Origin of the sequence: Novacetimonas pomaceti, from assembly GCF_003207955.1 — a bacterium.
Classification (GTDB): Bacteria; Pseudomonadota; Alphaproteobacteria; order Acetobacterales; family Acetobacteraceae; genus Novacetimonas; species Novacetimonas pomaceti.
In genome coordinates this window covers 15,956-38,056 of sequence record NZ_NOXG01000020.1, presented here as the reverse complement: position 1 = coordinate 38,056, position 22,101 = coordinate 15,956, and the positions used below count along the sequence as shown (strand labels likewise).

Annotated in this window: 14 protein-coding genes; 8 read left to right on the top strand and 6 right to left on the bottom strand. The window is 57.2% G+C overall.

Going from position 1 to position 22,101, the window contains the following annotated elements:
* The first annotated feature begins 513 nt into the window (after positions 1–513).
* Positions 514–1,083, top strand: coding sequence for a hypothetical protein (locus tag CFR71_RS12590; RefSeq protein WP_207781388.1), 570 nt, complete (start codon positions 514–516; stop codon positions 1,081–1,083).
* A 6-nt stretch (positions 1,084–1,089) separates the two neighbouring features.
* On the top strand, positions 1,090–1,548 hold the full coding sequence (locus CFR71_RS12585) for a class I SAM-dependent methyltransferase (RefSeq protein ID WP_025440210.1): 459 nt from the start codon (positions 1,090–1,092) through the stop codon (positions 1,546–1,548).
* 75 nt (positions 1,549–1,623) lie between these two features.
* Here the strand turns inward: CFR71_RS12585 and CFR71_RS16230 are convergent, their stop codons facing one another.
* The 3 genes from CFR71_RS16230 to CFR71_RS12575 form a co-directional block, all read right to left on the bottom strand.
* Positions 1,624–2,379 (bottom strand): hypothetical protein, encoded by a 756-nt coding sequence (locus tag CFR71_RS16230; RefSeq protein ID WP_133251155.1) that lies wholly within the window; start codon positions 2,377–2,379, stop codon positions 1,624–1,626.
* A gap of 247 nt (positions 2,380–2,626) precedes the next feature.
* Positions 2,627–3,406, bottom strand: coding sequence for a segregation and condensation protein A (locus CFR71_RS12580; RefSeq protein ID WP_025440211.1), 780 nt, complete (start codon positions 3,404–3,406; stop codon positions 2,627–2,629).
* Positions 3,396–4,733, bottom strand: coding sequence for a transposase (locus CFR71_RS12575; protein ID WP_207781387.1), 1,338 nt, complete (start codon positions 4,731–4,733; stop codon positions 3,396–3,398). The genes CFR71_RS12580 and CFR71_RS12575 overlap by 11 nt, the downstream gene beginning before the upstream one ends.
* A 520-nt stretch (positions 4,734–5,253) precedes the next feature.
* Here CFR71_RS12575 and CFR71_RS12570 point away from each other — a divergent pair.
* From CFR71_RS12570 to CFR71_RS12560, 3 genes are all read left to right on the top strand, one after another.
* A complete protein-coding gene (locus CFR71_RS12570) occupies positions 5,254–6,699 on the top strand; it encodes a tyrosine-type recombinase/integrase (RefSeq protein WP_110531647.1) in 1,446 nt (481 codons plus the stop codon).
* 86 nt (positions 6,700–6,785) lie between these two features.
* A complete protein-coding gene (locus CFR71_RS12565; RefSeq protein WP_110531645.1) occupies positions 6,786–7,712 on the top strand; it encodes a ketopantoate reductase family protein in 927 nt (308 codons plus the stop codon).
* A 224-nt stretch (positions 7,713–7,936) separates the two neighbouring features.
* A protein-coding gene (locus tag CFR71_RS12560) for an IS5 family transposase (RefSeq protein WP_207781386.1) occupies positions 7,937–8,688 on the top strand; the annotation gives its coding sequence in 2 pieces (ribosomal slippage) (positions 7,937–8,267 and positions 8,267–8,688; 753 coding nt in all).
* A gap of 44 nt (positions 8,689–8,732) precedes the next feature.
* Here CFR71_RS12560 and CFR71_RS12555 read toward each other — a convergent pair.
* The 3 genes from CFR71_RS12555 to CFR71_RS12545 are packed head-to-tail and all read right to left on the bottom strand — an operon-like array spanning position 8,733 to position 16,891.
* Entirely contained in the window at positions 8,733–10,796 is a 2,064-nt protein-coding gene (locus CFR71_RS12555; protein WP_110531643.1) for a 3'-5' exonuclease, read from the bottom strand.
* Entirely contained in the window at positions 10,793–13,825 is a 3,033-nt protein-coding gene (locus tag CFR71_RS12550) for a site-specific DNA-methyltransferase (RefSeq protein WP_207781385.1), read from the bottom strand. Before CFR71_RS12550 ends, CFR71_RS12555 begins: the two co-directional genes overlap by 4 nt.
* Positions 13,826–13,837: 12 nt before the next feature.
* Entirely contained in the window at positions 13,838–16,891 is a 3,054-nt protein-coding gene (locus CFR71_RS12545; RefSeq protein ID WP_165832107.1) for a BPTD_3080 family restriction endonuclease, read from the bottom strand.
* A 543-nt stretch (positions 16,892–17,434) separates the two neighbouring features.
* Between CFR71_RS12545 and CFR71_RS12540 the strand changes: the two genes are divergently transcribed.
* The 3 genes from CFR71_RS12540 (at position 17,435) to CFR71_RS12530 (ending at position 22,004) form a co-directional block, all read left to right on the top strand.
* On the top strand, positions 17,435–18,346 hold the full coding sequence (locus CFR71_RS12540; protein ID WP_110531638.1) for a tyrosine-type recombinase/integrase: 912 nt from the start codon (positions 17,435–17,437) through the stop codon (positions 18,344–18,346).
* A gap of 19 nt (positions 18,347–18,365) precedes the next feature.
* Positions 18,366–19,556 carry an IS91 family transposase gene (locus tag CFR71_RS12535; protein WP_110531637.1) on the top strand — a complete coding sequence of 397 codons (1,191 nt, stop codon included), beginning with the start codon at positions 18,366–18,368 and terminating at the stop codon, positions 19,554–19,556.
* 477 nt (positions 19,557–20,033) lie between these two features.
* Positions 20,034–22,004, top strand: coding sequence for an ATP-dependent nuclease (locus tag CFR71_RS12530; RefSeq protein ID WP_110531636.1), 1,971 nt, complete (start codon positions 20,034–20,036; stop codon positions 22,002–22,004).
* Positions 22,005–22,101: the final 97 nt, after the last annotated feature.

The window sequence follows — 22,101 nt, the reverse complement described above, 5'->3', positions numbered from 1 at the left end:
AAGCAGAATATCGTCAATATTCCAGATCGGGCTCCTGTGGGATGACTGAATTCTACAAAATGACCCGAAATTGCCTCAAGTGTGAGAAATCCGCGTCGAATATGAAAGCGGTACAATCCAGGTGGAAAAGGAAGGCGTTCCCGCAAGGATAACAAAGCCAGCCTTGCGCGAACTGGCCACATCGTTGGGTGTCAGTCTCCTTAACAACACTGGCAATAAACGAAATACCCGCCAGCTTGGATCTGAAGTGATTTCGGCTATCGAAGCCTTGGAGAAGCCACATGATTAACGGAGTAATCATATAATTAAAAAATGAATATTTGCATACTGCATCCTATGGCTTAAGCAACGTATCAGCAGATGCAATCCTGCACCTGACTGTAATACGAGGGCGCAGAATGTTTAGTGACGACGTTAGTGAACAAATTGGCTATTACGTTTACAGGCTTGTCGACCCTCGAAACGGCGAGACGTTCTATGTCGGCAAAGGCAAGGGGAATCGTGTGTTCCAGCATGCAGTGGGAGCGCGTGTTGAAAAGGAGGGAAATTCATAAGGAAGGCTTATCTGTAGACCATTTCATCCATCGGCATAAGCTGGATGAAGCCACGGCGCTTCATGTCGAAGCCGCCTTAATCGACGCATACCTTAACCTGACCAACATTGTTCGGGGGCACTACTCGGATGATTGCGGTGTAGCCTCATCGCAAGAACTCTTGTTGCGGTATCAGGCACCCCTCATAGATTTTCAGCACAAGGTTCTCCTTCTCGCCGTCAACAAGACATCTTCGATGATGAGCAATTATGATGCTGTCAGGTATGCGTGGCGGTTATCTGCCGAGAGACTAAAAACTATCGAATACATCCTGGCTATCAAAAACAATTTGGTAATAGACGCTTTCATTGCCGAGAAATGGCTCCCGGCGACAAAGGCGTATTTCTCCGGATTTGAAAAAGAATATCCAGACAGAAAAGGGTTTATCGGACGGCAGGCTCCAGAAGAAATTCGGACCTTGTATATCGGCAGGCGCCTTGGACCCGATTATTCCCTTTCGCAAGCCGGAACCAGATATGCTCCTGATTAAAGAGTCATGACCCTGTGCGAGCCAAGCGCGGGTGAAGGCGCGCTGGTGGATGCCCTGCTGGAGACGCCGGCAGCTTCAATCATGGCGGTGGAGAAGAATGCGGGCCGGGCGGCCCTCCTGGCAGAACGCTACGCGGGGAACCCGCGGGTCAGCGCGCGGCGCGGGGACTGGCTGGATCCGGACACGGCCCGCTACGACCGGATCGTGATGAACCCACCCTATTCCTCTGGCCAGTGGATCCGCAACCTGCTGGTGGCATGGGAGCGGCTGGCGCCGGGCGGCCGCCTGGTGGCGCTGGTGCCCAACGGGCCCGGAGCTGGCCCGGCAGGGCTGAAGGCCCGGGCAGAGACGCTGATCCGCGGGGCCGCGCTGGTCGAGGATGTCCCGGTGGGGGCCTTCAAGGCGGCGGGCACCATGATCAGCACCCGGATCGTGGTGCTGGATAAGCCGGATGGCCTCGCATAGGCCCGGCTACTTTCGATAAGGGTTCTTCTCAAAAGCAAGAAATGCATCGAGAGTTTTCCGCGTCTTTGACGCAAACTAGGAAAAAAGCGGCGTAAAATCAGGTCGCATGATTCGATGTGACGGCATCCATGGCAACACAGGTCGAATGTTCAGACTAAATGATTGCGTTAAGGGAAGCACCATCGCCACGTGTCTGATACTAACGCTGCAAAATAATTTATTTCCGCATAGCTTTTCGAAAAAATAGAAAGGTGATGACCAGTATTTCTGATTGTCGACTGTAAGTTTTTCCGGTGACGATCCAGCTAAAATAATTTGTGAGAATTCTGGAATATCGCGACGGAATTTATCTGGCGAAAAAAATTGTCTGCGACATATTATACCATCATGCGTGAACACCGCTTTATACCCGAATACAGAAAACATGGCTATAAAACAGGTAGAAAAGATAGATATTATATTGGAGACATCCATTTTATTAAAATTCTGATTTTGCAAAAAAGAAGCAATTTTTTTATCGTAATGCTTTCCTTTCCATGCATTGCATCCCAGTTCAGAGACTTTTTTTCCACGTATTTTTAATGGTTGCTTACATAATAATGTAAGCCCTGCACGTGTATTCTTCGGGATAGATTTTGAGTCTCTGATATCTTTTTTCAACGCCTGCTGGGGTATTATATGTTCAAGAGAGAACTGGTCCTTACGTAAGAGCCTTCCGCACATGCAACATATAATACGGTCATCATTCCGATAAGAAGGCAATATCTTATTCAAGTCTTGTTTTAGGTTGTTAAATATAACATCTACCATCGCTGGCTTATCGATATCCATAATATTATTAACCTTCATAATTGTTAAAGTTATATAATATGTATATTAAAATAATGTACGTTTCTACATTTCCTATATTGCGATCATTCATAAAGTTTTAAATATTACATAAATTAACTCGTGTATTTGTGAACATAAAAAACACATTTTGCTTCGCGCTCACCTTTGTTTTCTGTCCGCTCATTTCACCTATATCTTTGTACATTATTAAAGAAGCCAAAAGCCATTGCCAGGCTACAAAGGAACATCATGCTATGGGAAACATAACCGTATCGATCGATGCCTCTCCCCGCCGCACCAATTCTAGGCCAGCCACAAACGTAGCAGCAACAGCTGCACGACAAGCAATGATCCTATCCGGCCCGCTTAAAGCCGACCAGGGTATGCACTCTTCCCATATGCTGCGATAGGCCCCGTTCCCTATTTTTTCGCGGACAAGGGCCAGCGCATCTGTCACACGCCAATATGCAGGCACATTGATCCGATAGATCGGAACGGATGTCTCGACCCTCACCAATTCCCGTTCCAGCACACTGAGACAAACTTCCAACAGACTGAAATAAGTCCCCTGCCTTCCTGAAACGCCATTCTCCACGGCTACCCTGCCTCGTGCAAAAACCGACACACCAAGCTGCGGTCGCGCCTCCAGCCAGTCAGCCGCCGCACACATCTGCAACAGCCCCTCGATCTGGCCGACCGTCCGGCACGCCTCTTTTTCGGCAAGCTGTTTTTCCGCCTGTGAGGCAAACAGCAGCCGCGAGCGCAGGAACACCAGCCGGGCGATCCAGATCACCCAGTCCGCGCGCTGCATGAGCGGCGTCGTGCAGGCCAACCGCTCCGCCTCAGCGACAAACTGGGCCGCCAGGTCCGCGATGGACAGGACACCCAGATCCAGACGCTGCCGTTCCGCCAGGTCCAGCAGCAGGTCCAGCGGCCCGTCAAACCCCTCGACATGGAATTCCGGCACCGCTGGACGCGGCAACCGACGCGGCGGATCGCCCCAGTCTTCGTCCTCCTCAGGCGGCATCGGCGGTCTTCCTGTCATCAGCGCGTGCGTAATGCGGCCGGATGTCGAAAACCAGCTCCGGCCAGTCCGTCCGCACCCGCTCCAGCGCCTGCCACGGCGTCCACTCCGCCGACCAGAAGTGGTAGACCAGCCGGGCACTGCGGCGGACGCGCTGGTCGCGCGGGGCTTCGACCTCCACCCGACGCAACGGTAGCAGCGTGCCCCACTGTGCCTGCAGCCAGGCCGCCGCCGCACGGGAGTCCGCCCCGGCTTCCAGAATGGGACCGGGAACCGGTACCAGCCGGTGCAGGTCAAAGGCACAAGCAGGGCAGCCTGCCGCCTGATGCTGTAGGGCGATTTGATGCAGGCGCTCGGACGCCTGGCGCAGCAGCCGGGCCAGCGTCACCGCCTGCGCCCCCTTCCCCGCCATCGGCGCCAGCAGGCGGGCCTGTTCGTAGTCAAAATCCACCTGCCAGGGAATGATCCCCGGCCCCTGGGCCGCCATCCGGAACCGGGCCACTGCATCTACCGGACCGCTTACCGTGAGCGTCGTCCGGATCCAGTCTGGGGCCGGTCTCAGCATACGTTGACGCGCTGGCGTCCGGACTGAGGACTCTGGCGGGGTGCCGGATTTCGTCCGCCGTGTCCGGTGGGCCGGGCGATCGGAACGTCCAATTGCCCGGTCCAGCACGAACCGGATCCCCGGCACCGACAATGGATCCCCGACCGTGCCAGGCGCATCGATCCCCCGGAACGCTGCCCCCCAGCGCAGTTGCGCGGCATCGCGCCAGACGGCCCAGGATCGCACCGGACAGACGGCCAACTCCCGGCGCCGCCGCAACCGGCGCAACTGGTGGCGCCCGGACCGGGGCCGCAGCAGGGCGACGGTCATCCCGTCCGTCGTGTCGCTGATGTCTTCTACCGTCAGCCGGGCCAAGGCCTCGGCGCCGATGTCCAGCGTGGCCGCCAGCAACAGCAAGGCCCGGTCGCGCAGGCCGGGCAGGTCGGGCCCGCAGCGTCGCGCGGCAGCCAGCAGAGAAGCCGCATCGACCCCAGCCCCGGTCCGGCGCACCCGTGTGGCGGGGAGGGCGACATCAAGCCCCTCGCCATTGGCGGCACACCAGGCCGTCAGCGCCGCGCGATCCACCACCAGGCTCTGCCGCGGCCGTCCGGCCTTGGCCCGGGCGTCCAGCCACGCTGCCACCGCGACGGGGCCGACCGGAAAGCCGCTATCGGCTGGCTGGGTCCTGACAAAGGCGCGCCAGGAGGCCGCATAGGCCCGCGCCGTGGCCGGCGACAGGCCGGTCGGCGGCCGCGCCGCCTGCAGCGGTCGGCCAGTCTCAGCCATTCTGATCGGATCCCCGGTTTTCCGCCCCGCACGCCCTGCAGGTCGACGGCGGACGGACGGCGGAAGCAGGCAGCCTACCCACCCTTAGCAGGCAACTGCGCCGCCTGACCCTGACCATATTAAGGCGTTCTCGCGTCATATAATAGGTCATATCATGTTAACGGGTTTTTGAGAACGGAAAAGCGCCCGATCGATCCCGAAAGGCGCGGTTTCCCGGACTTTCTGCTCCCTCCCTTCCTCGCTGGGCAAAATTCGGCCAATCAAACTCCTACTTCCGATAAGTTATCTTGTCGGAAGTAAATGAAAATTTCCAAAATGCCTGCTAAAATCCCGAAATGCGCCCGTTCCAGAGTTCTTCCGCCACGTTCCTCTGCCTGCCCCTCCCCTATTGCCCGCGTGGCGGCCAGGCCCGTCCTGCCGCACCGATCGGCCAGCCCGGACTGGGCCACCGGAAAAAAAACGGGCGCGATCCCGGTCGCCGTCTCTGCACCCAGGGGTATTCTGACTGGGAACGCCGCCCATGCTGAGCGATGTCCGGATCCTCGGCTCCAGCAGGCGCGCGCAGGCCGCGCTGCACGCCCGCGTGGACCAACTGACGCAGCTGCGTCTGGCCGAGACACAGGATCCGGCGCGCTGGCGCGAAATCCTCTCGACCGCGCGTTTCACACCACCCCTGCCCCTGCTTCTGGCGGGCATCGAATTGCCGGACGGTACCTATTCCCCGGATACCCCCCTCGCCCAGGGCGTGCCGTATGCGTCGGCAGCCCAGCAGATGGCTCAGGACCACGTTGCGGATGTCCCATCGGGGTTCGAACTAGCCGTCGGACTGGAAATCGATGATGGCACACCCTGTTTCCTGGCCTGGTTCCGGCCGCTCCAGTCCGTAGGCTCCTGTCCCGAGACGGCAGACGCAGCGCCCCGCGCGCCCGTTGGCCAGCCAGCCGCTGCCGTCGCGCAATGGTTTTCCGTCGTCTCGACACAGCCTGTGCCCGAACATGATGGCCGCCTGGCTACGGCCCGTCAGGCGGCCGATGCCTATATGCACCGCAGCAAGGCCGAAAACACGCTGCGCACCTATCGCGCCGCCGTCCGGTCCTGGTGTCGCTGGGCTGCCGGTCACGCCCTGCCTGCCCTGCCCGCCCGCAGCGAGGATGTTGCCGCCTATCTGGCCGACATGGCGCTGCAGGGCCGCAGGACCAGCACCATCGACCTGCATCGTGCCGCCCTGCGCTACCTGCACCATCTGGCGCAGATTGCCGTACCCACCGCCCACCCGATGGTGACCGCAACCCTTGCCGGCATTCGTCGGGAGGCAAAGGAGACCCTGCCCCGCCAGAAAACCGCGCTCACCTGGGACAGGCTCGTCCGGGTCGTCGAGGCCATCAGTCCCCACGATCTGGTCGGTGCGCGGGACCGGGCCATTCTTCTGCTCGGTTTTGCCGGCGCGTTCCGGCGCTCCGAACTGGCCGCACTGAAGGTGGACGACATCACGGTGGACGAGGATGGCATGCAGATCCGGCTGGGCCGGTCCAAGGGTGATCCCCAGCGCAAAGGCGCGCTGATCGGCATCCCGCGGGGCCTGACCCGGAACTGCCCGGTTCTGGCATACGAGACCTGGCTCCGGCTGGCCGGGATCACGGAAGGTCCGGTCTTTCGGCGCATCTGGTCCGCGCGGGGTCACAGGGCGGGCGCCACTCCCGTCGGGACATCGCCCAGGATCGGGCCGCACACCCTGTCGGACCGGGCAGTCACGGACATCATCCGCAAGCGATGCGGCGACACTCACCTTGAGGGGGACTTTGGCGGACACAGCCTGCGCCGTGGCGCCATCACCACGGGCGCAAAGGACGGGTATGATCTTCTGGAACTGAAGCGCTTCTCGCGGCACAAAAGTCTTCAGGTCGTCGAGACCTATATCGACGCGGCCAGCATCAAGGCCCGGCACCCGGGAAGATCGAGATTCTGAGCCTGTCTTGACCCCTACCGCCAGAGCGCCTCAACTCGCCTTCAACCGCAACACATCAGGGCGGATCAAAGAGAGGAAACAACGTCATGGGCTCGAGAATTCTTGTTGTCGGCGCGGGTGCCGTGGGTGGGTATTTTGGCGCGCGCATGGCCAGCGCCGGACATGATGTGACCTTTCTGGTACGCGAAAGGCGCCTGCAGCAGCTTCGTGCCGAGGGCCTGTGCCTGATCAGTTCCGTTGGCAACGTCACCCTCACCCCCCGGATGGTGATGGCCGGTGAGGTTGACGATCCCTACGACATCATTCTTGTCAGCGTAAAAGCCTATTCCCTGATGGCGGCAATGAACGATTTCGCGCCTGCGGTGGGACCGCAGACACGGATTGTCCCGCTGCTCAACGGCATGCAGCATCTTGATATTCTGGCAGACCGCTTTGGTCCTGACGCGGTCATGGGCGGGACGTGCTTTATCGTCAGCAGGCTCGACGCGCAGGGGCGCATTGTCCAGACGGGTTCTCTTCCCCGGCTTTCGATAGGGGACCGGGAAGGCAGCGATACGCCAGTGACACGCAGTATTGCGGAAACCCTGTCAGGCCCCGGATTTGAAATCGTGTGTTCCACCCACATCCTGCAGGACATGTGGAACAAATGGGTTCTGCTCGCCGCCCTGGGCAGCATCTGCTGCCTGATGCGCGGAACCGTGGGGGATGTCGCCAGCCAGCCAGCAGGTCAGACCTTTGTACAGGCGGTCATCCATGAATGTGCGTCAACGGCAGCGGCGGCCGGTTATCCCCTGCGGGATGCCACGCTGAAGGGCACTGTCAGTCTCCTGACGAAAACGGACTCCACCCTGACGTCCTCCATGTTCCGGGCTCTGCTGCAGGATGCTCCTGTGGAGGCGCAGCAGATTATTGGTGATCTGGTCAGGCGGGCACGCGTCCATCAGATCCCGACGCCTCTCCTGGATCTCACGGATCTGAATCTGCGCGTGTACGAACAGCAAAGGCACGCGTGAAGATGCACAGGGCGGACACGGGGTACCGGCGGACATATCCGTTTCGTAGATCATGCCCGCCTTTTTCGATGATAATTCTCCCTGCATGAACAGCCGGAATGGAACGCCTGACTTGGGGGGGGAAGCGAAAGGTCTGCTTCTAGATCCTACTACAAACAAGCAGACATCATTGATTAAGGCTTGTGGGGATTCACATGAGGCTTGAATTATGATTCAAGCTTCTGATGGAACGCTTTGTACTGACGGACGCCCAATGGGCGCTGATTGAACCCCAATGCCTTGGCAAATCGACGGATCCGGGTCGAAGTGGTCGGGATAACCGGCTTTTTATGGAAGCTGTGCTGTGGGTTGTCCGAACGGGAAGTCCGTGGCGTGATTTGCCCGCCGTGTTCGGCAACTGGAGCACCGCTTTCCGTCGCTTCAGCGACTGGCGCAATGCCGATGTCTTCGAGCGGATTTTCGATGCCCTGTCCGGCGATCCGGACATGGAATACGCCATGGTCGACGCGACGATCGTGAAAGTTCACCGCCACGGTCAGGGGGCAAAAGGGGGACTCAAAGGCAGGCCATTGGTCGCTCGAAAGGCGGCATGACGACGAAGATTCTCGCGCTGACGGATGCTCTGGGCAATCTCGTGCGTTTCCGTCTGATGCCTGGGCAGCGCTTCGACAGTGTGGACGTGCCGCCGTTGATTGACGGTCTCGAATTCGATGCCTTCATCGCTGACAAAGCGTTCGACAGTAACACCATCATCGCTGAACTCGATGAAAGGGGCGCCACAGTCGTCATTTCCCAGCACCCAAGGCGCTCAAAGCCGCTACCCCTTGACCGGGAAATGTATAAATGGCGGCACCTGATCGAGAACTTTTTCTGCAAGCTCAAGGAATTCAAACGCATCGCCATGCGTGCCGACAAAACGGACAAAAGCTTCAGCGCCATGATCTATCTCGCTGCAGCCATTATCCACTCACGATGAATCCCCACAGACCTTAGTCTCCTTCGCTTCAAACGCAAAATTGATTACTTGAGACTCTCAAAATCATCCAGGAATTCTGATCCCGGTTTTACCCCCGACACCCAAAGCGCATCTCGCGCCCGCGTGCAGGCCACATAAAGAAGGTGGCGCTCAGTGGCGTAAACTTCTTCGAGTTCACCTTCATCTGCAACCTGCTCGATCCGCGATTGAAGCGGGATAACCTCGTCGTCACACGCCATAACCACGACAACCCGGAATTCCAGTCCTTTTGCCAAGTGCATCGGCAATATGGAAACGGAACCGGGCGTGAGGACGAGCGTGTCGTCCAATACTGTAGCCGTTATGCTGGCTGCACGAACGGCAGCCTTCGCCCGGTTGATCTCGGATCGGGAGCGAACAAGAACAGCGATCCCCTCCGGCAGACAGCCTTCCTTCATGCGCTCGGCAATCCAGCGTCCCGCCTCGGCCTCTTCTGTCTTAGCATCATCAAACAAGGCAACAATCGGCGTTGGGCCATCGAACAGAGAGACCGTTTCGGCCCGTTCGTCCGCAATACCGTCAGCATCCGAGACGGATCGGGAGAGGAGCCGGTCTGCGTGCGTCCGGATCTGATGCGAGGTGCGATAGTTTATCTTCAAGGTGGACGACCGGCCGCGAACATCAATTCCCATTGCCTTCCATGAAAAAGGCTGCTGGAAAATCCGCTGGCCAAGATCACCCGCAAAGAACAGACCGTTTTCTTTTCTGCCAGCAAGGGCGGAAAGGAAACGCGCTTCGGCGATATCCAGGTCCTGCGCCTCGTCCACGATGACAAAACTATAAGGAGGCGCCAGTCGTCCTTCCTGCAATGCGTCGGTCAAAGCCAGAAACACATCTGCCTCGGTCATCAGGCCGTCTTGGGCAAGTGACTTCCGTAACGCTTCAAAACACGTCCAGAGAGATGCGCGCTGCCTTTCACCGAGGCGGGCCTTGCGTCCCAGGCGTGATGCTGTGCGATAGGTCTCCCAATCATGGATTTGACGCGCATCTACCACATCGCTCCATTCTCCGAACAGGAAGGATAGCGAAAACCGGCTGTCCACTATATCATTCGCGCTCTGTGCCAGCCGCTCCTGAATATCGGCTGAGGATGCAATGAGCGGCTTTTTCTCGGTCAGGGTTGTGTAAAGCCCCAGTCCCGTTTGCGTCAGACAACTTACGTCAATCCGGGAGGCGAGCGAACTGTCGTCCGAAACCAACAACGATACCCGTGTTGCCAGCGCACGCGCCAGCGGACCGGAAAAGGTTGTGAGCAGAATCCGCTCGTTCGGATGAGCCCGTGCCAGATGCACTGCCCGATGCAAGGCGACAATCGTCTTTCCCGTTCCAGCGGAACCCATCACCCGCGCGGGCCCAGAGAATGACCGCTCCACCAGTGCCTGCTGTGCAGGGTGAAGGAAAATGGCCCATTTGTCCCATGGATAATCCAACGCGCGGCGCAGTTCCTCCACTCCATGCAGCACACGGAAACGACGCTGAGCATCGGGATGGGCGAAGCCCTGAACTTCTTTTTCGATCCGTGCAGGAGCTGGCTTTTCCCCTACTGCCAACGCCATCAATGCCTCTGCCGCCTCGCTAGGTAAGTGAGGGAGCAGATCGAGCAACGCATCTTCGTCGGTGACAGCCAGAACATCAGCCAGCCAATCCGCTGGCACTCCGAAGGAAAGCAGTTCCGCCTCCGTACGTCCTGCGAACAGTCGCTTCTCTCGAAGCACCGGAACTGGTAATTCTTCAACCCGTTCGCGGATTTCCACCATCTGCATCGCGCCGGTCGCGGGATGAACCTCAATCCGCCGTCTCCCGGCCCAACGATAGGCGTCGTCGTGATGATCCACCCAGACGAGCATCAAACTGCCTGCCATACGATGAACGATCAGGCGGATATCCCTGTTGACGCGGACGGACCAGAAATGCGGGTCTTTCGCGTGGTCGATGCGGTGGAAGCTCAGTCCCTTGCCGGTCGGGTCCAATTGCAGGTCCAGCGCCGTGATCTTTGCGGCTTTCTGCTCCTGCCCCGAAAGCCGGGCAAGACTCGCGGTAAACGTGTCGGCAATGCGAAACTCGGTCATGAGATATCAAACACCTTCATCACCTCATCGCCAAACTGATTGATGACTTTCACTGCAATCCGTCCGGTCTCGGGTTTCGGGAACGGACGTGAGACCTCTTTGTTCAGGCTAGTCCAGGCTTCTTCGTCAATTTCCGCTTTCAGTGTCGTCTTCAACGCCTTGTAAGGATCGTTTGCGCCAAGGAAGTAAGCATGACGCACAAAGAAGCTTTCCTCATTATAATCCGTATCGATCATCCAAAGGGCAATATCCTCTGGCCCACCCGACACAACTTCACCCGTCGAAGGCTTAAACACGTCCACACCATGAATGCGGACACGCACTTCTCCATCTTCCGTTCGTTCAATGCCAATATCCGGCTCACCAAACACGACGAACAGGTTGCCGCTTGATTTCAGGTCCGTCTGCATATGCAGGTCCGGGTTCATCCGCGCGCGCAAGACTTTCAGGCGCCCAAGGCTGTTGAACTCGGACGCATTGGCCTCGTAAGCAAATGCACAGGCGATCAACACGTCGAACCCGGCATCGCCGGCCTCGCGGGCTGCTGCGGTCAGGTCAGGCTTTGTTACCGTGCCAAATTCCGGACCGATCAATATACCTGCTCGCCGCTCGGTCTCGCCCTCCATGAAGCGGCCTTCAGCACATAGCATCTTGCCCGGCCAGACATCGAGCGACGTGAAGGTAATCCGCTCGCGCTTGTCGCCCAGCTGCACGCCGGCTTCACCCAAGGTCGTCAGGATCATGGTGACGAAATCACGCACGGATGGATCGCGCGAGGGCGCGGTCGGTTTGCCGGGATCGAAGAACTGATCGTCCGTGCCGACTGCCAGCATCCGGTGAGGTGAGAGGGACTCAACCGTAAACGGTCCGCTCACACGCACCTTCGAACGGTCTTCATAAGGTTTGTCGTAAAGATACTCGGTATCGGCTTTGGCCGCGATGGAGGCGTCGATTTCCTTCTGACGAGCAATGCGCTGCGCCCACCATGCTTCGTGCGTTTTCCGTGCAGATTCGGGCCAGTTTGTGTCCGCCTCGCGCGGAATTTCCCATTCCTCCCAATGCTGGCCAAGGGTTTTGTTAAGTTCTGCCCGCAGAGGCTCCAGCCGTATCTGGAAATCTTCCCAGATCACGTCGATCTCGATGTTGTTGGCAATGGATTTCAGTGTGATATGCGGTACACGCTCGTATACGAAGCCGTGTCTGATATTGCCGTGTGTTGGATGTGATTGCGGAACAGAACGTGTGATTTCCGCTTCCTTGCACTGACCTTCTGAACTGTCTGCAAGAAGATAATAAGGATAGCGTGCACCCATTAATCGCGAACGAGCCAGAGCAAGTGCTACACGTGACGTGTCAATGGTGATCCAGCGCCGCCCCTGTTGTTCGGCAACATAAGCCGTGGTGCCTGAACCACACGTAGGATCAAGCACAAGATCGCCAGGGTCTGTTGTCATTAGAATGCAACGCTCAATGACTTTTGTCGAAGTTTGCACGACATAAGTCTTATCGGCCCCCAAAGACCATCCGGTATCTTGCCAGAAATTAGCCACAGGAACGACGGGATAATCGTCCGCAAATCGAACATAACTTAATGTTTTCCCGGTCGCTTCTACTCTGCCTGCTTGAATAAGCTTTGGCATCGAGGACTTCTGCGTTTTCCAATACCCTGTTGTAGGAGAAATATTTCTACCTTCAAAAGATACAGGATAACGGGTTCCTGGGCTCTGACTGGTTAAAATTTGATGTCGATATGGTTTTCCTCCAACAGGTAAATTACCAGAGTTTTCTCGTTCCGCCTTAGTAAGTGGACGCCTAGTACCGTTAGGAAGTTGAATTTTTGTATAAGCACCTTCGGTTGCTTCCGAAATGGTTCTCAATAAAACGGGCTGCCTATATTTTACAAACTTTGAATTTTTCGCGAACCAAATCACATAATCTGAGACTGAGGCGAGAAGATTGTCAGTTTGCCCACTTGTCTTTACAAAAGTAATCAGAGAAATGAAGTTTTCATCGCCAAAAACCTCATCCATTATTGCCCGAACCCGGTGAATATTTTCGTCCCCAATCTGAACGAATATACTACCACTTTCAGTCAATAAATCTCGTGCAACGGTAAGTCTGTCTCGCAAATAGCTGAGATAGGAGTGAATCCCATCTCGCCAAGTATCACGAAACGCCTTGACCTGCTCCGGCTCGCGCGTCACTTGGTCGAGCTTACCGTCCTTCACGTCGCGCGAGGTGGTGCTCCATTGGAAGTTCGAGTTGAACTTGATCCCGTAAGGCGGATCGAAATAGACGCATTGCACCTTGCCGCGCAGCCCTTCACGCTCGGCCAGGCTAGCCATCACCTGTAAGCTATCGCCAAGGATCATGCGGTTCGACCAGTGCTGGTCGTGACGGTAGAATTCGGTTTTCGCCTGACTGTCCGGCAGGCCGTTAAAATCCCCGAACAGATCAGGGGCATCATCCTCAACGCGTGCTCGGCTTTGCCGTTTGAGATCTTCGATCAGCGCCTGCGGATGGACTTTCTCCTGAATATACAGGGGCGGCGCGGACACACTGAGGGCTGCTCGGTCCTGTTCATCCTTCCCGCGCCAGACAAGTTGCGGGTCGAGGTCGGGGTTGCGGGGATAGAGTAGTGTCTTTGGCTTGCGATCCTCCGCCTCCATGATGGATTCAAACTCGGCGGTCGGGATGTTCCGCCGTGTGGCTTCTTCGTGACGATAGCTGCTTATGGCAGGCGTTTTTGTTTTTGCCTTTTTTGTCGCTGACTTTGCCTTCGCTTGAGGCATCGCAGCCGTATTTTGGGACGCGGCTTTCGGTGCTTCGACAACAGAGGCTCCGGCAAGACGCACCGAACCACCTCGTCCACGTCCGCTCGCAATTGTTCCGTCAGCAAGCAGTGCGTCTTTGACGTCTCTATAGTCACCCTCGTCCCAGGCCAGTCTTTCGCGCAGGGTGCCATTACCGGCTGATCCACCTTCAGCACGAAGGGCTTCAAGGAATTCATTTTTCCGTGTGTCGGTCATCGTCGTGCTCTCTTACGCCGCTTCTGTCGTCTTTGTTGTTTTGGGGGCGGCGCGCAGGCGATCCACCAGTTCATTGAATTTGTCTTCGATCTCGAAAACGTCTTTGAATTCCTCAAAAGCCCAGCGGCCACAGGTTTCAAGGTGGTTCACACCAGGAATCCATAGCGTACGCATTGTTTCGGCCTTAGCCTTCGCGTCTTCCTTTCGATACCCCTTGATTTCGACCACGAGATTGACCGGATCTGTCTCTCCGTCATCAATGCGGACGACGAAGTCCGGCCGGTAGTGGCGGGAAACATGGCCATCATTGTAAGGCACTTCGAAACCAAGTCCCTGATTCTTTACATAGGCCAGAACATGCGGGTTCTGCTCCACCACACGGCAGAACTCTGCTTCCCAATCGCTGTCGCAAACGACCACATTGATATGACTTTTCTCTGGATCGGTTTTCCACGTCGTCTTTGTCGTAACGAAACTCACATCGGCAGATGAGCCGATCGGCGCGAAAGGATCGGGCACGACGATGACGGGCTTTTCTCCAATATTGGCGTAAGTAATGGCGTTCTTGATTTTCTCCGCTGCCCGCTCCGCGATGTCGGGACGAAGCAGAAGTGCGGGATAGGTTCCACCTTTGCAAAAGAGGTGATTGTCCATCCATTCCCGGACGATCCGACGAATGGGGCCAAAGAGATGCAACGGCGGATCTTCCCCGGCATCGCGATAGGTGCGGGTGATGAGGTAGGTCGCGAGCTTGAAGATAATAGTGGAGGCGCGCGCGTCTTTCATATCCGCAAGCGTGAGGTTATTGCTCTCGCCGATAATGCCCGCATTCTCAGTGTTTGTCGGACCAACAAGGTCTGGTGTCAGCTCCAGCGTGGAGTCCGAAGTGAACTGCGCTGTGACCTTCTTGTCAGGCAATTCAGTGCGGTAAGCAGCGACGCGGGGAAAGACGATTTCCAGAGCATCCCGATCAGGACGCACAGCATGAACATGCGTGGTCGGTTTTGGGGTGGCCGGGACTGAAACGACAGGCTTTGCTGTAAAGTCGAACGGGATGCCGAGGATGTCGGCGTATTCGGGATTCAGCAGGCCCTCTGGGTTCAGCTCATAGGACTGGCGGCGCAGGGCGCGACCGACGACCTGTTCGCACAGGAGCTGTGTACCAAAGGCACGGACGCCAAGAATATGCGTGACGGTATTCGCATCCCACCCTTCGGTAAGCATGGAGACGGAGACGACACAGCGGATCTGCGCGCCCAGTTTGCCGGACTTGCCAACGGTGTTCATGACTTCGCGCAACAAGGTCGCGTCATCAATCTTGGCTGTGGCCTGCGGGTTACCCTCACGTTCGGCAATGTCGCGGCGGAATCGTTCGATCTCATCGGATGCAGCGGCGCGGAAGCTGGGATCGAGAGCGTCCCCGGATTCAAGCTGGGCGCTGTCGATCAGGATGGTGCGCGGGCGGGAATGACGCTGATGGTTTTCGTCATAATTGGCAAAGAGCGGGAAATGCCCGGTGTTTACGACTGTTTCGTTACCGTCTTCGTCAATCTCGCTCCATCCGGAAATGTATTTATAGACAAGTTCGGAGGTCGTCGTGTTGTTGCAGACGACGATGAAGACCGGCGGCACGTCAATGCCCTGCTGCTCCCAGATTTCAAAAACCTGGCGATAATGCCCATAAAGCGCGTCCAGCGCGTCATAGAGCAGATGTGGCAGTTTTTCGGGGTCAGCCACGGCGCTGCTACCACGCCCTTTCTTGGGCATATCCTTGCCGATATTATCCCACAGATTGCGCAGCAGCGGCATCTGGCTGCCGGGCACATTGTCGGAAATCGGGACGCGGGGCAGTTTGACGATTCCACATTCGATCGCGTCCATCAGCGCGAAATCGCTCATCGTCCAGGGGAAGAGCGTGCCTTCTGCGTAACCTGAGCCTCGGAGGAAGAATGGCGTTGCGGAGAGATCGAAGATCGTTGCGATGCCAAGCTTACGCTGCACGATTTCAAGGCCGGAAAGCCAGAGCCGGGCAGCCTTGTTGTTCTCATCGGCTTCTGCCTTGTCGTCGCCTTTGAGTGCCCCTTCCTCATCCGTTGTTGGCTTCTCGCGATAGCAGTGATGTGCTTCATCATTGAGCACGACGACACGTTTGAGACCCATCAGTTCGGGCATGACACGCTGGAGCATCTGGCCTTCCGTTTCCAGCGTCTGGACGGTCTCCTCCCGCCAGCCTTCAAGAACCGTCCGTGTACCTTTCGCAATATCCAGCCGCTCGCGTAGCTTGAAGGCGTGATAATTTGTAATGACGATCCGGGCCTTCATCACGTCCGGCAGCATGTCGAGCGGAACGATTTCGCGTGACCGGTAATAACTGTCCGGATCGTTGGGGAGCAAGACACGCAGCCGGTCCTTGATTGTGATGCCGGGGGCTACGATCAGGAAGCCTGATGAAAATAGTTTGCTCCCTGGATGACGGACGGCGTTCACGGTTTGCCACGCGATCAGTAGAGCCATGACGGTCGTCTTGCCGGCACCGGTGGCAAGCTTGAGCGCAAGGCGGGACAGTCCGGGATTGGCGCCCTCGTTGGCCTGTTTGAGGTGCGTGATGAAACGCACGCCCCGATTGCCCAACTTGGGGGCGACCTCAGTCAACCAGATTGCCGTTTCAACTGCCTCGATCTGGCAGAAAAAGGGCTTGATTCCGCTGAAATTATGATGCCGCCAATGACGAAGCAGCCGTGCGGTTTCAGGCGTCACGCCCCACTGGTTCGGATTGGGAAGCTGCCGCCATGCATCTACGGCAGAACGGACCTCATTAATAAGGCGACTATGATTGTATTCCTGCTCTTCGGTGGAAAGCCCCTCAGTGTCGGTATAGATCAGACTGGGCTGAGCTGCTGTCGCCTTGGTTTTCTTGGGTTTGGGGACCGGAGTGATGAACTCCGCCGCTCGCCGTGATTCTACAAGGGTTCCTGTTGGCTGCCCATGTTCGTCCAGTGCCCAGTGACGCGCCGGATATCCATAAGGGGAGTTGACGACGGGGTGAAGGAAAAAGTCGTGTTGCATCAAACCGGATAATCCAGACAGCAGAGGGATATTGAAATCAACTTTAACAAACAATTTGTAACCCGGCGAGGTATAGCTCACAGGCTGCTATAGAAGATTGATAATGCCTTTTTTGTGTACGCTCAATTTTGTTGATCTAAATATCGTCTTGAGATTTTTGACTGCTTCTCTCTCCCCTTGAAATGGCCCGGCACAGCGCATCGGTGGTTAACCCATCTTACACTAGGCATGGACCTATCTGCTCCGGCATCAGCAATTTTGAAGGCAGTTGGGACTTACCGAGCCGACCAATCAGATGAGACAGTTTTCATGTCCGCTTTTTGGCTTTCCCAAAATTTGTAATGAGGTCCGCCATGAAAGCGACTGCCGCCTGTCTGCTCATCCATCCCTGAGCAGACAGGCATATCAGGGGGGATGAACGAACCCGCTGCGCGGGATTGGTGCGGTGTGCAGGTCTGTCACCACGGCGTGAGCGATCTGTTTTATTTGGAACTGTCCTGATCGGGCCAAGCACTCTGGCTTCTTCCCACCAGAAGGAGCCGGATGATGACAGAGTCCCTGTGCATTGCTGCAATCAGTCCCCTTCGCCAGCGCCTGCTTGATGACATGGCGGTGCGGCGGTTCTCCCGGGAGACGCAGCGCAATTACCTTCGCGATGTCGGCCGTTTCGCCACGTTTCTGGGCCGCTCACCCCATACGGCAACAGCCGAGGATGTGCGCCAGTTCCAGATTGCGCAGAACGCGGCTGGCATGCCGACACCGACCATGAATGCCATCGTGTCGGCGCTGCGGTTTTTCTTCACCCAGACGCTCGACCGCCCCGACCTTGCACGCAAGCTGGTCCGGGTAGCGCAGCCCCGCAACCTGCCCGTCGTGCTGAGCCGCGATGAAGTTGCCCGGTTGCTCAACGCGACCGTATGCCTCAAGCATCAGGCCGCCCTGTCGGTCGCCTATGGGGCAGGCCTGCGGGTGGCCGAGGTCGCTGCCCTCAAGGTCAGTGATATCGACAGCGAACGTATGCTGCTCAGGGTCGAACGGGGCAAAGGGGGACGATATCGCAACGCCATGCTTCCGGCAGACCTTCTGCCTCTGCTGCGGGAGTGGTGGAAGGCCGGACGCCAGCAGGGCGTGATGCATTCGGGTGGCTGGCTGTTTCCCGGGCAGGACACCATGAGGCCCATCAGCACACGGCAACTCCATCGTGTGGTTGTCGATGCGGCGCGGGCCGCTTCGATCACCAGACGTGTGGGGCCTCATACCCTGCGGCACAGCTTTGCCACGCACCTGCCTGAGGATGGTGTCGATGTCCGCGTAATCCAGGTTCTGCTGGGTCATTCCCGTCTGGAGACCACGGCCCTTTATACAAAAGTTGCGACACGGACCGTGCGGGCCGTCATCAGTCCGCTCGACAGACTGGGCATGCTGGCGACAACGCAGGCGAGGCCCGACGGCTGATCCCCGGGCGGGGGCGGTCATGTCCGCCTCCCTCGAACTGGGGGACATCTTCCGGGCTGCCGGCCCTGCCTGGCGGTCAGCCCATGCCGGCCGTCTCCCCCTGCAGCAGCTCAAGGTCATGTCGGCGATCGAACACTGTCGCACGGCGGCCCTTGGTGGTCATGTCGCGGCCTGCGGGGACTGTGGACACTGGCGGATCGCCTATAACAGCTGTCGCAACCGTCATTGTCCGCGCTGTCAGGGGAACGCCGCGCGGACATGGCTGGCCGAGCGGGAGGCCGATCTGCTGCCGGTCGGGTATTTCCATGTCGTCTTCACCCTGCCTGCGCGGATCGCCGACATCGCGCTCCAGAACAAGGCCGTTCTCTACGCCCTGCTGTTCCAGGCCGCCTCGGAGACGATGATGACGATCGCCGCCGATCCCCGGCATATGGGTGCCCGCATCGGCATCACCGCCGTGCTGCACAGCTGGGGTTCGGCGCTGACCCACCATCCCCATGTGCACATGATCGTGCCGGGTGGCGGTCTCTCGCCCGATGGCCAGCGCTGGATCTCGTCACGCCCTGCCTTCCTGCTGCCCGTTCGCGTGCTGGGCAAACTGTTCCGCCGCCTGTTTCTGACCCGGCTGCGCGCACTTTTTGCTGCCGACCGGCTGGTCTTTCGGGGGCAGCTTGCCCCTCTGGCAGACCGCCGTGCCTTTATGCGGTATCTGGCTCCTGTGCGCAGCACGCGCTGGGTCGTCTACGCCAAGCCGCCTTTTGCCGGTCCCAAAGCGGTACTGGCCTACCTGTCACGCTATACCCACCGTGTCGCCATATCGAACCGCCGCCTCCTGGCGTTCAACGAAAACGGTGTGACGTTCCGCTACAAGGACTACCGGCGGGACACGGCCCACCAGCAGCAGGTCATGACACTCGCCACGGATGAGTTCATCCGCCGCTTCATGCTGCATGTCCTGCCACGGGGATTTCATCGCATCCGCCATTATGGCCTGCTGGCCAGTTCCAGCCGCAAGGCCAGCCTCGCCCGGGTGCGGGAATTGCTGAATGTCATATCCACACCAGCGCCAGAAGTCCCGGAAGCCGAACCGATCACGCCACCGCCGTGCCCATGCTGTGGTGGTCCGATGGTCGTCATCCAGATCCTTCCCCGATGGTGCCAGCCCCGAGGGCCGCCACAGGCGAGTGATCCAACCAAGGGATCACCATGACAGCCTGCAGATACGACAGCATGACCGATCCCGATGTCGGAGTGGCTCCGCGCCGGCAAACCGGGGCTCCTGTACGCATCACCGGAAAAACCGGGAAAATCGCTGTCTGCACCGCCAGTTCTGTCATCGCGTCATGCAGATCCGGTCACAAAAACCCGTTCCAGTTCCACAAACGCACCTGTATGCTCTGGCTCAGCCTCTCCCCCGGGTAGCGCCAGTTGCAAATTCCCCATAACTGAGTCCCGGTGTCGCGGGTTCGGTCTTCCCAGACTTTCGTACGCCTCGCGGCGCCCGAAACCCTTCAGGATTGCAGAATGTCTGGTATCGGTCCATCTGGTGAGAAACCGGACGTTATTTGGTATCAAAATTAGTCAGATTTCGGACTCATGATGACTTAGTGCTTATAATAAACCGTACGTCATCCTCGCTTTACACGAGCAACTAGACTTCTCGGAAAATAGTCTTCAAAATGTGTCGATGATCAATAGCGACAATGTTGACGTTGAGGATGTAGTGACGACACCTCCAGAAGAATCTTCTGTAGTGATAGCGACCGAAGATTCTTATGAGATCGTCAAAAGAGCGGATGTGGCTTTTGACCCATTGAGCCAAAACCACGACCTGCCAGTCAAGGACGGGACCACTAGCGCCAGCGAGAGGTTAGTAGGCACCGATGGGGTGTCCGTGTCTTCCCCATCAATTGGAATCTCTGACACGCGGTCTGCACGAGCGCGAAAGTGGAGCCCTCTTGAGTCGATAACGGTTCGTGGCTTCAAAGCAGCCAATGAGGCAACTATACCGCTTGACCGCCTCACAATCCTCGTTGGACCAAACGGTTGCGGCAAATCGTCAGTGCTGCAGGCAATTCACTGGGCCGCACGAGCAGCAAGCTATGTTTTACCGAGGAACACGAAGGAGGTGATTTCCTTCGAGCGACTGGACTATGTTCCGTCGAGCGATCCTCTGACCACTCTTCACAAGGGAGAGCTCAGATCGGACGCCGCTTCTAAACCTGTTGAAGTCGTGTTTTCACACTCTGCGGGCAACGAGGAGGCAGTTGAGGCCACAATTCGTATTCGCGGAGCCCGAAACCGAGGGGGCATCAGTGTTTATATGGATGGCGGTGGCGCGGTCACGCCCTATAAGCAACGTTACCAATTTATCACCACTTATATCCCAGGACTCGCCGGTCTATCTGAGAAAGAGTCTATCCTCGCACAGCCAACATTGCGTCGGCAGGCTGCCAGTGGAGATGCCGGTGGTGTGCTGCGTAACATTCTTCTCAACTTGCGCAGCCGTAGAGAGGGAGAAGCCGATGAGACACCGGGACTGAACAGACTCGCTAAGCTTAACCAACTTGTCCAACAGGTACATCCTGGGATTCAAATAGATGTCGCGTTCGACGAACGCGAAGACTACCATATATTCGCCACTATTCGGACGGGAGAATCTTTCGGCGAAACTCGGCCGCTGGAAACTGCTGCGACCGGTGTGCTACAAGTTATTCAGATCTTCGCGTATCTCATCTTATTCGAACCTAAGATTATGTTAATCGATGAGCCGGATGCACACCTTCACCCAGACAAGCAAGAGCGCCTTATCGAGGCGCTAGAACGAGCCGCACCTGCCTACGACACCCAGATCATTCTTACCACCCATAGCCCCCATATTGTCAGGGCCGCGAGCGCGGCGGCTAAACTGGTCTGGATGAAAGACGGAAACATTGAAACGGAGGACGACGAGGCGATCCGCCGCCTGTTAGGCTGGGGAGGCCTCGACAAAGGAGCCCTCTTTTTTGTCGAAGATGAAGACGACAAGCCGCTCAGAGCAGTGCTTCGGCAGTGGCCAGATCTCGCACGACAGGTTGCTGTGTGTAGGTGTTTTGGAATAGAAAATCTGCCACGTGACAAATTTTTACAGGGTCTCCTAGTTGACGGAGAACTCAAACTCCGAGCGTTGCTACATCGTGATGGAGACTTCATGACGACTGAGGAGGCTCAGTTGTGGTGTCAAAAATTCAAGACCCCGGGCGTCTTTCCTTGGGTCACGGCAGGGTCGGACATTGAAGCCTATTTCTGTCAGGTCGATTACCTATGCGCACTCTACGATGTAACGCCCGAGGAGGCGGAAGATTGGCGGTTACAGGCAGCCCGCAAAGTCGGAAAGGCACGTGATGCCTTTCTCGAAAAGCGTAAAAAAGTTGTACAGGCTGTGTGGCCGAACGGTGGATCGCCTAATGCAGATGCAATGTGGGCGGAAGCGGGCGGCCCTTCGCCTGCGACAGTGAAAGGTAAGTTGCTTCACCGCGCGCTAAAAACAATCGTCAAAGAAGCTGGGCATGATGACACGCAGTTGAACGCATATAAAATTCCCAGTGGCTATACTGTCGCGCCTGAACTAAAGGAGCTCATTCAAGAAGCTATCGGAAGTGTAGTTACTACCGTATGACGAATAATATGACAGCCTTCATTCGCCACCCCCATCTTGTTGGTTGTCATAAATTATGCAGGTAGCCGTCGGATCTCGCTTCGGTACGGGGCCGCTT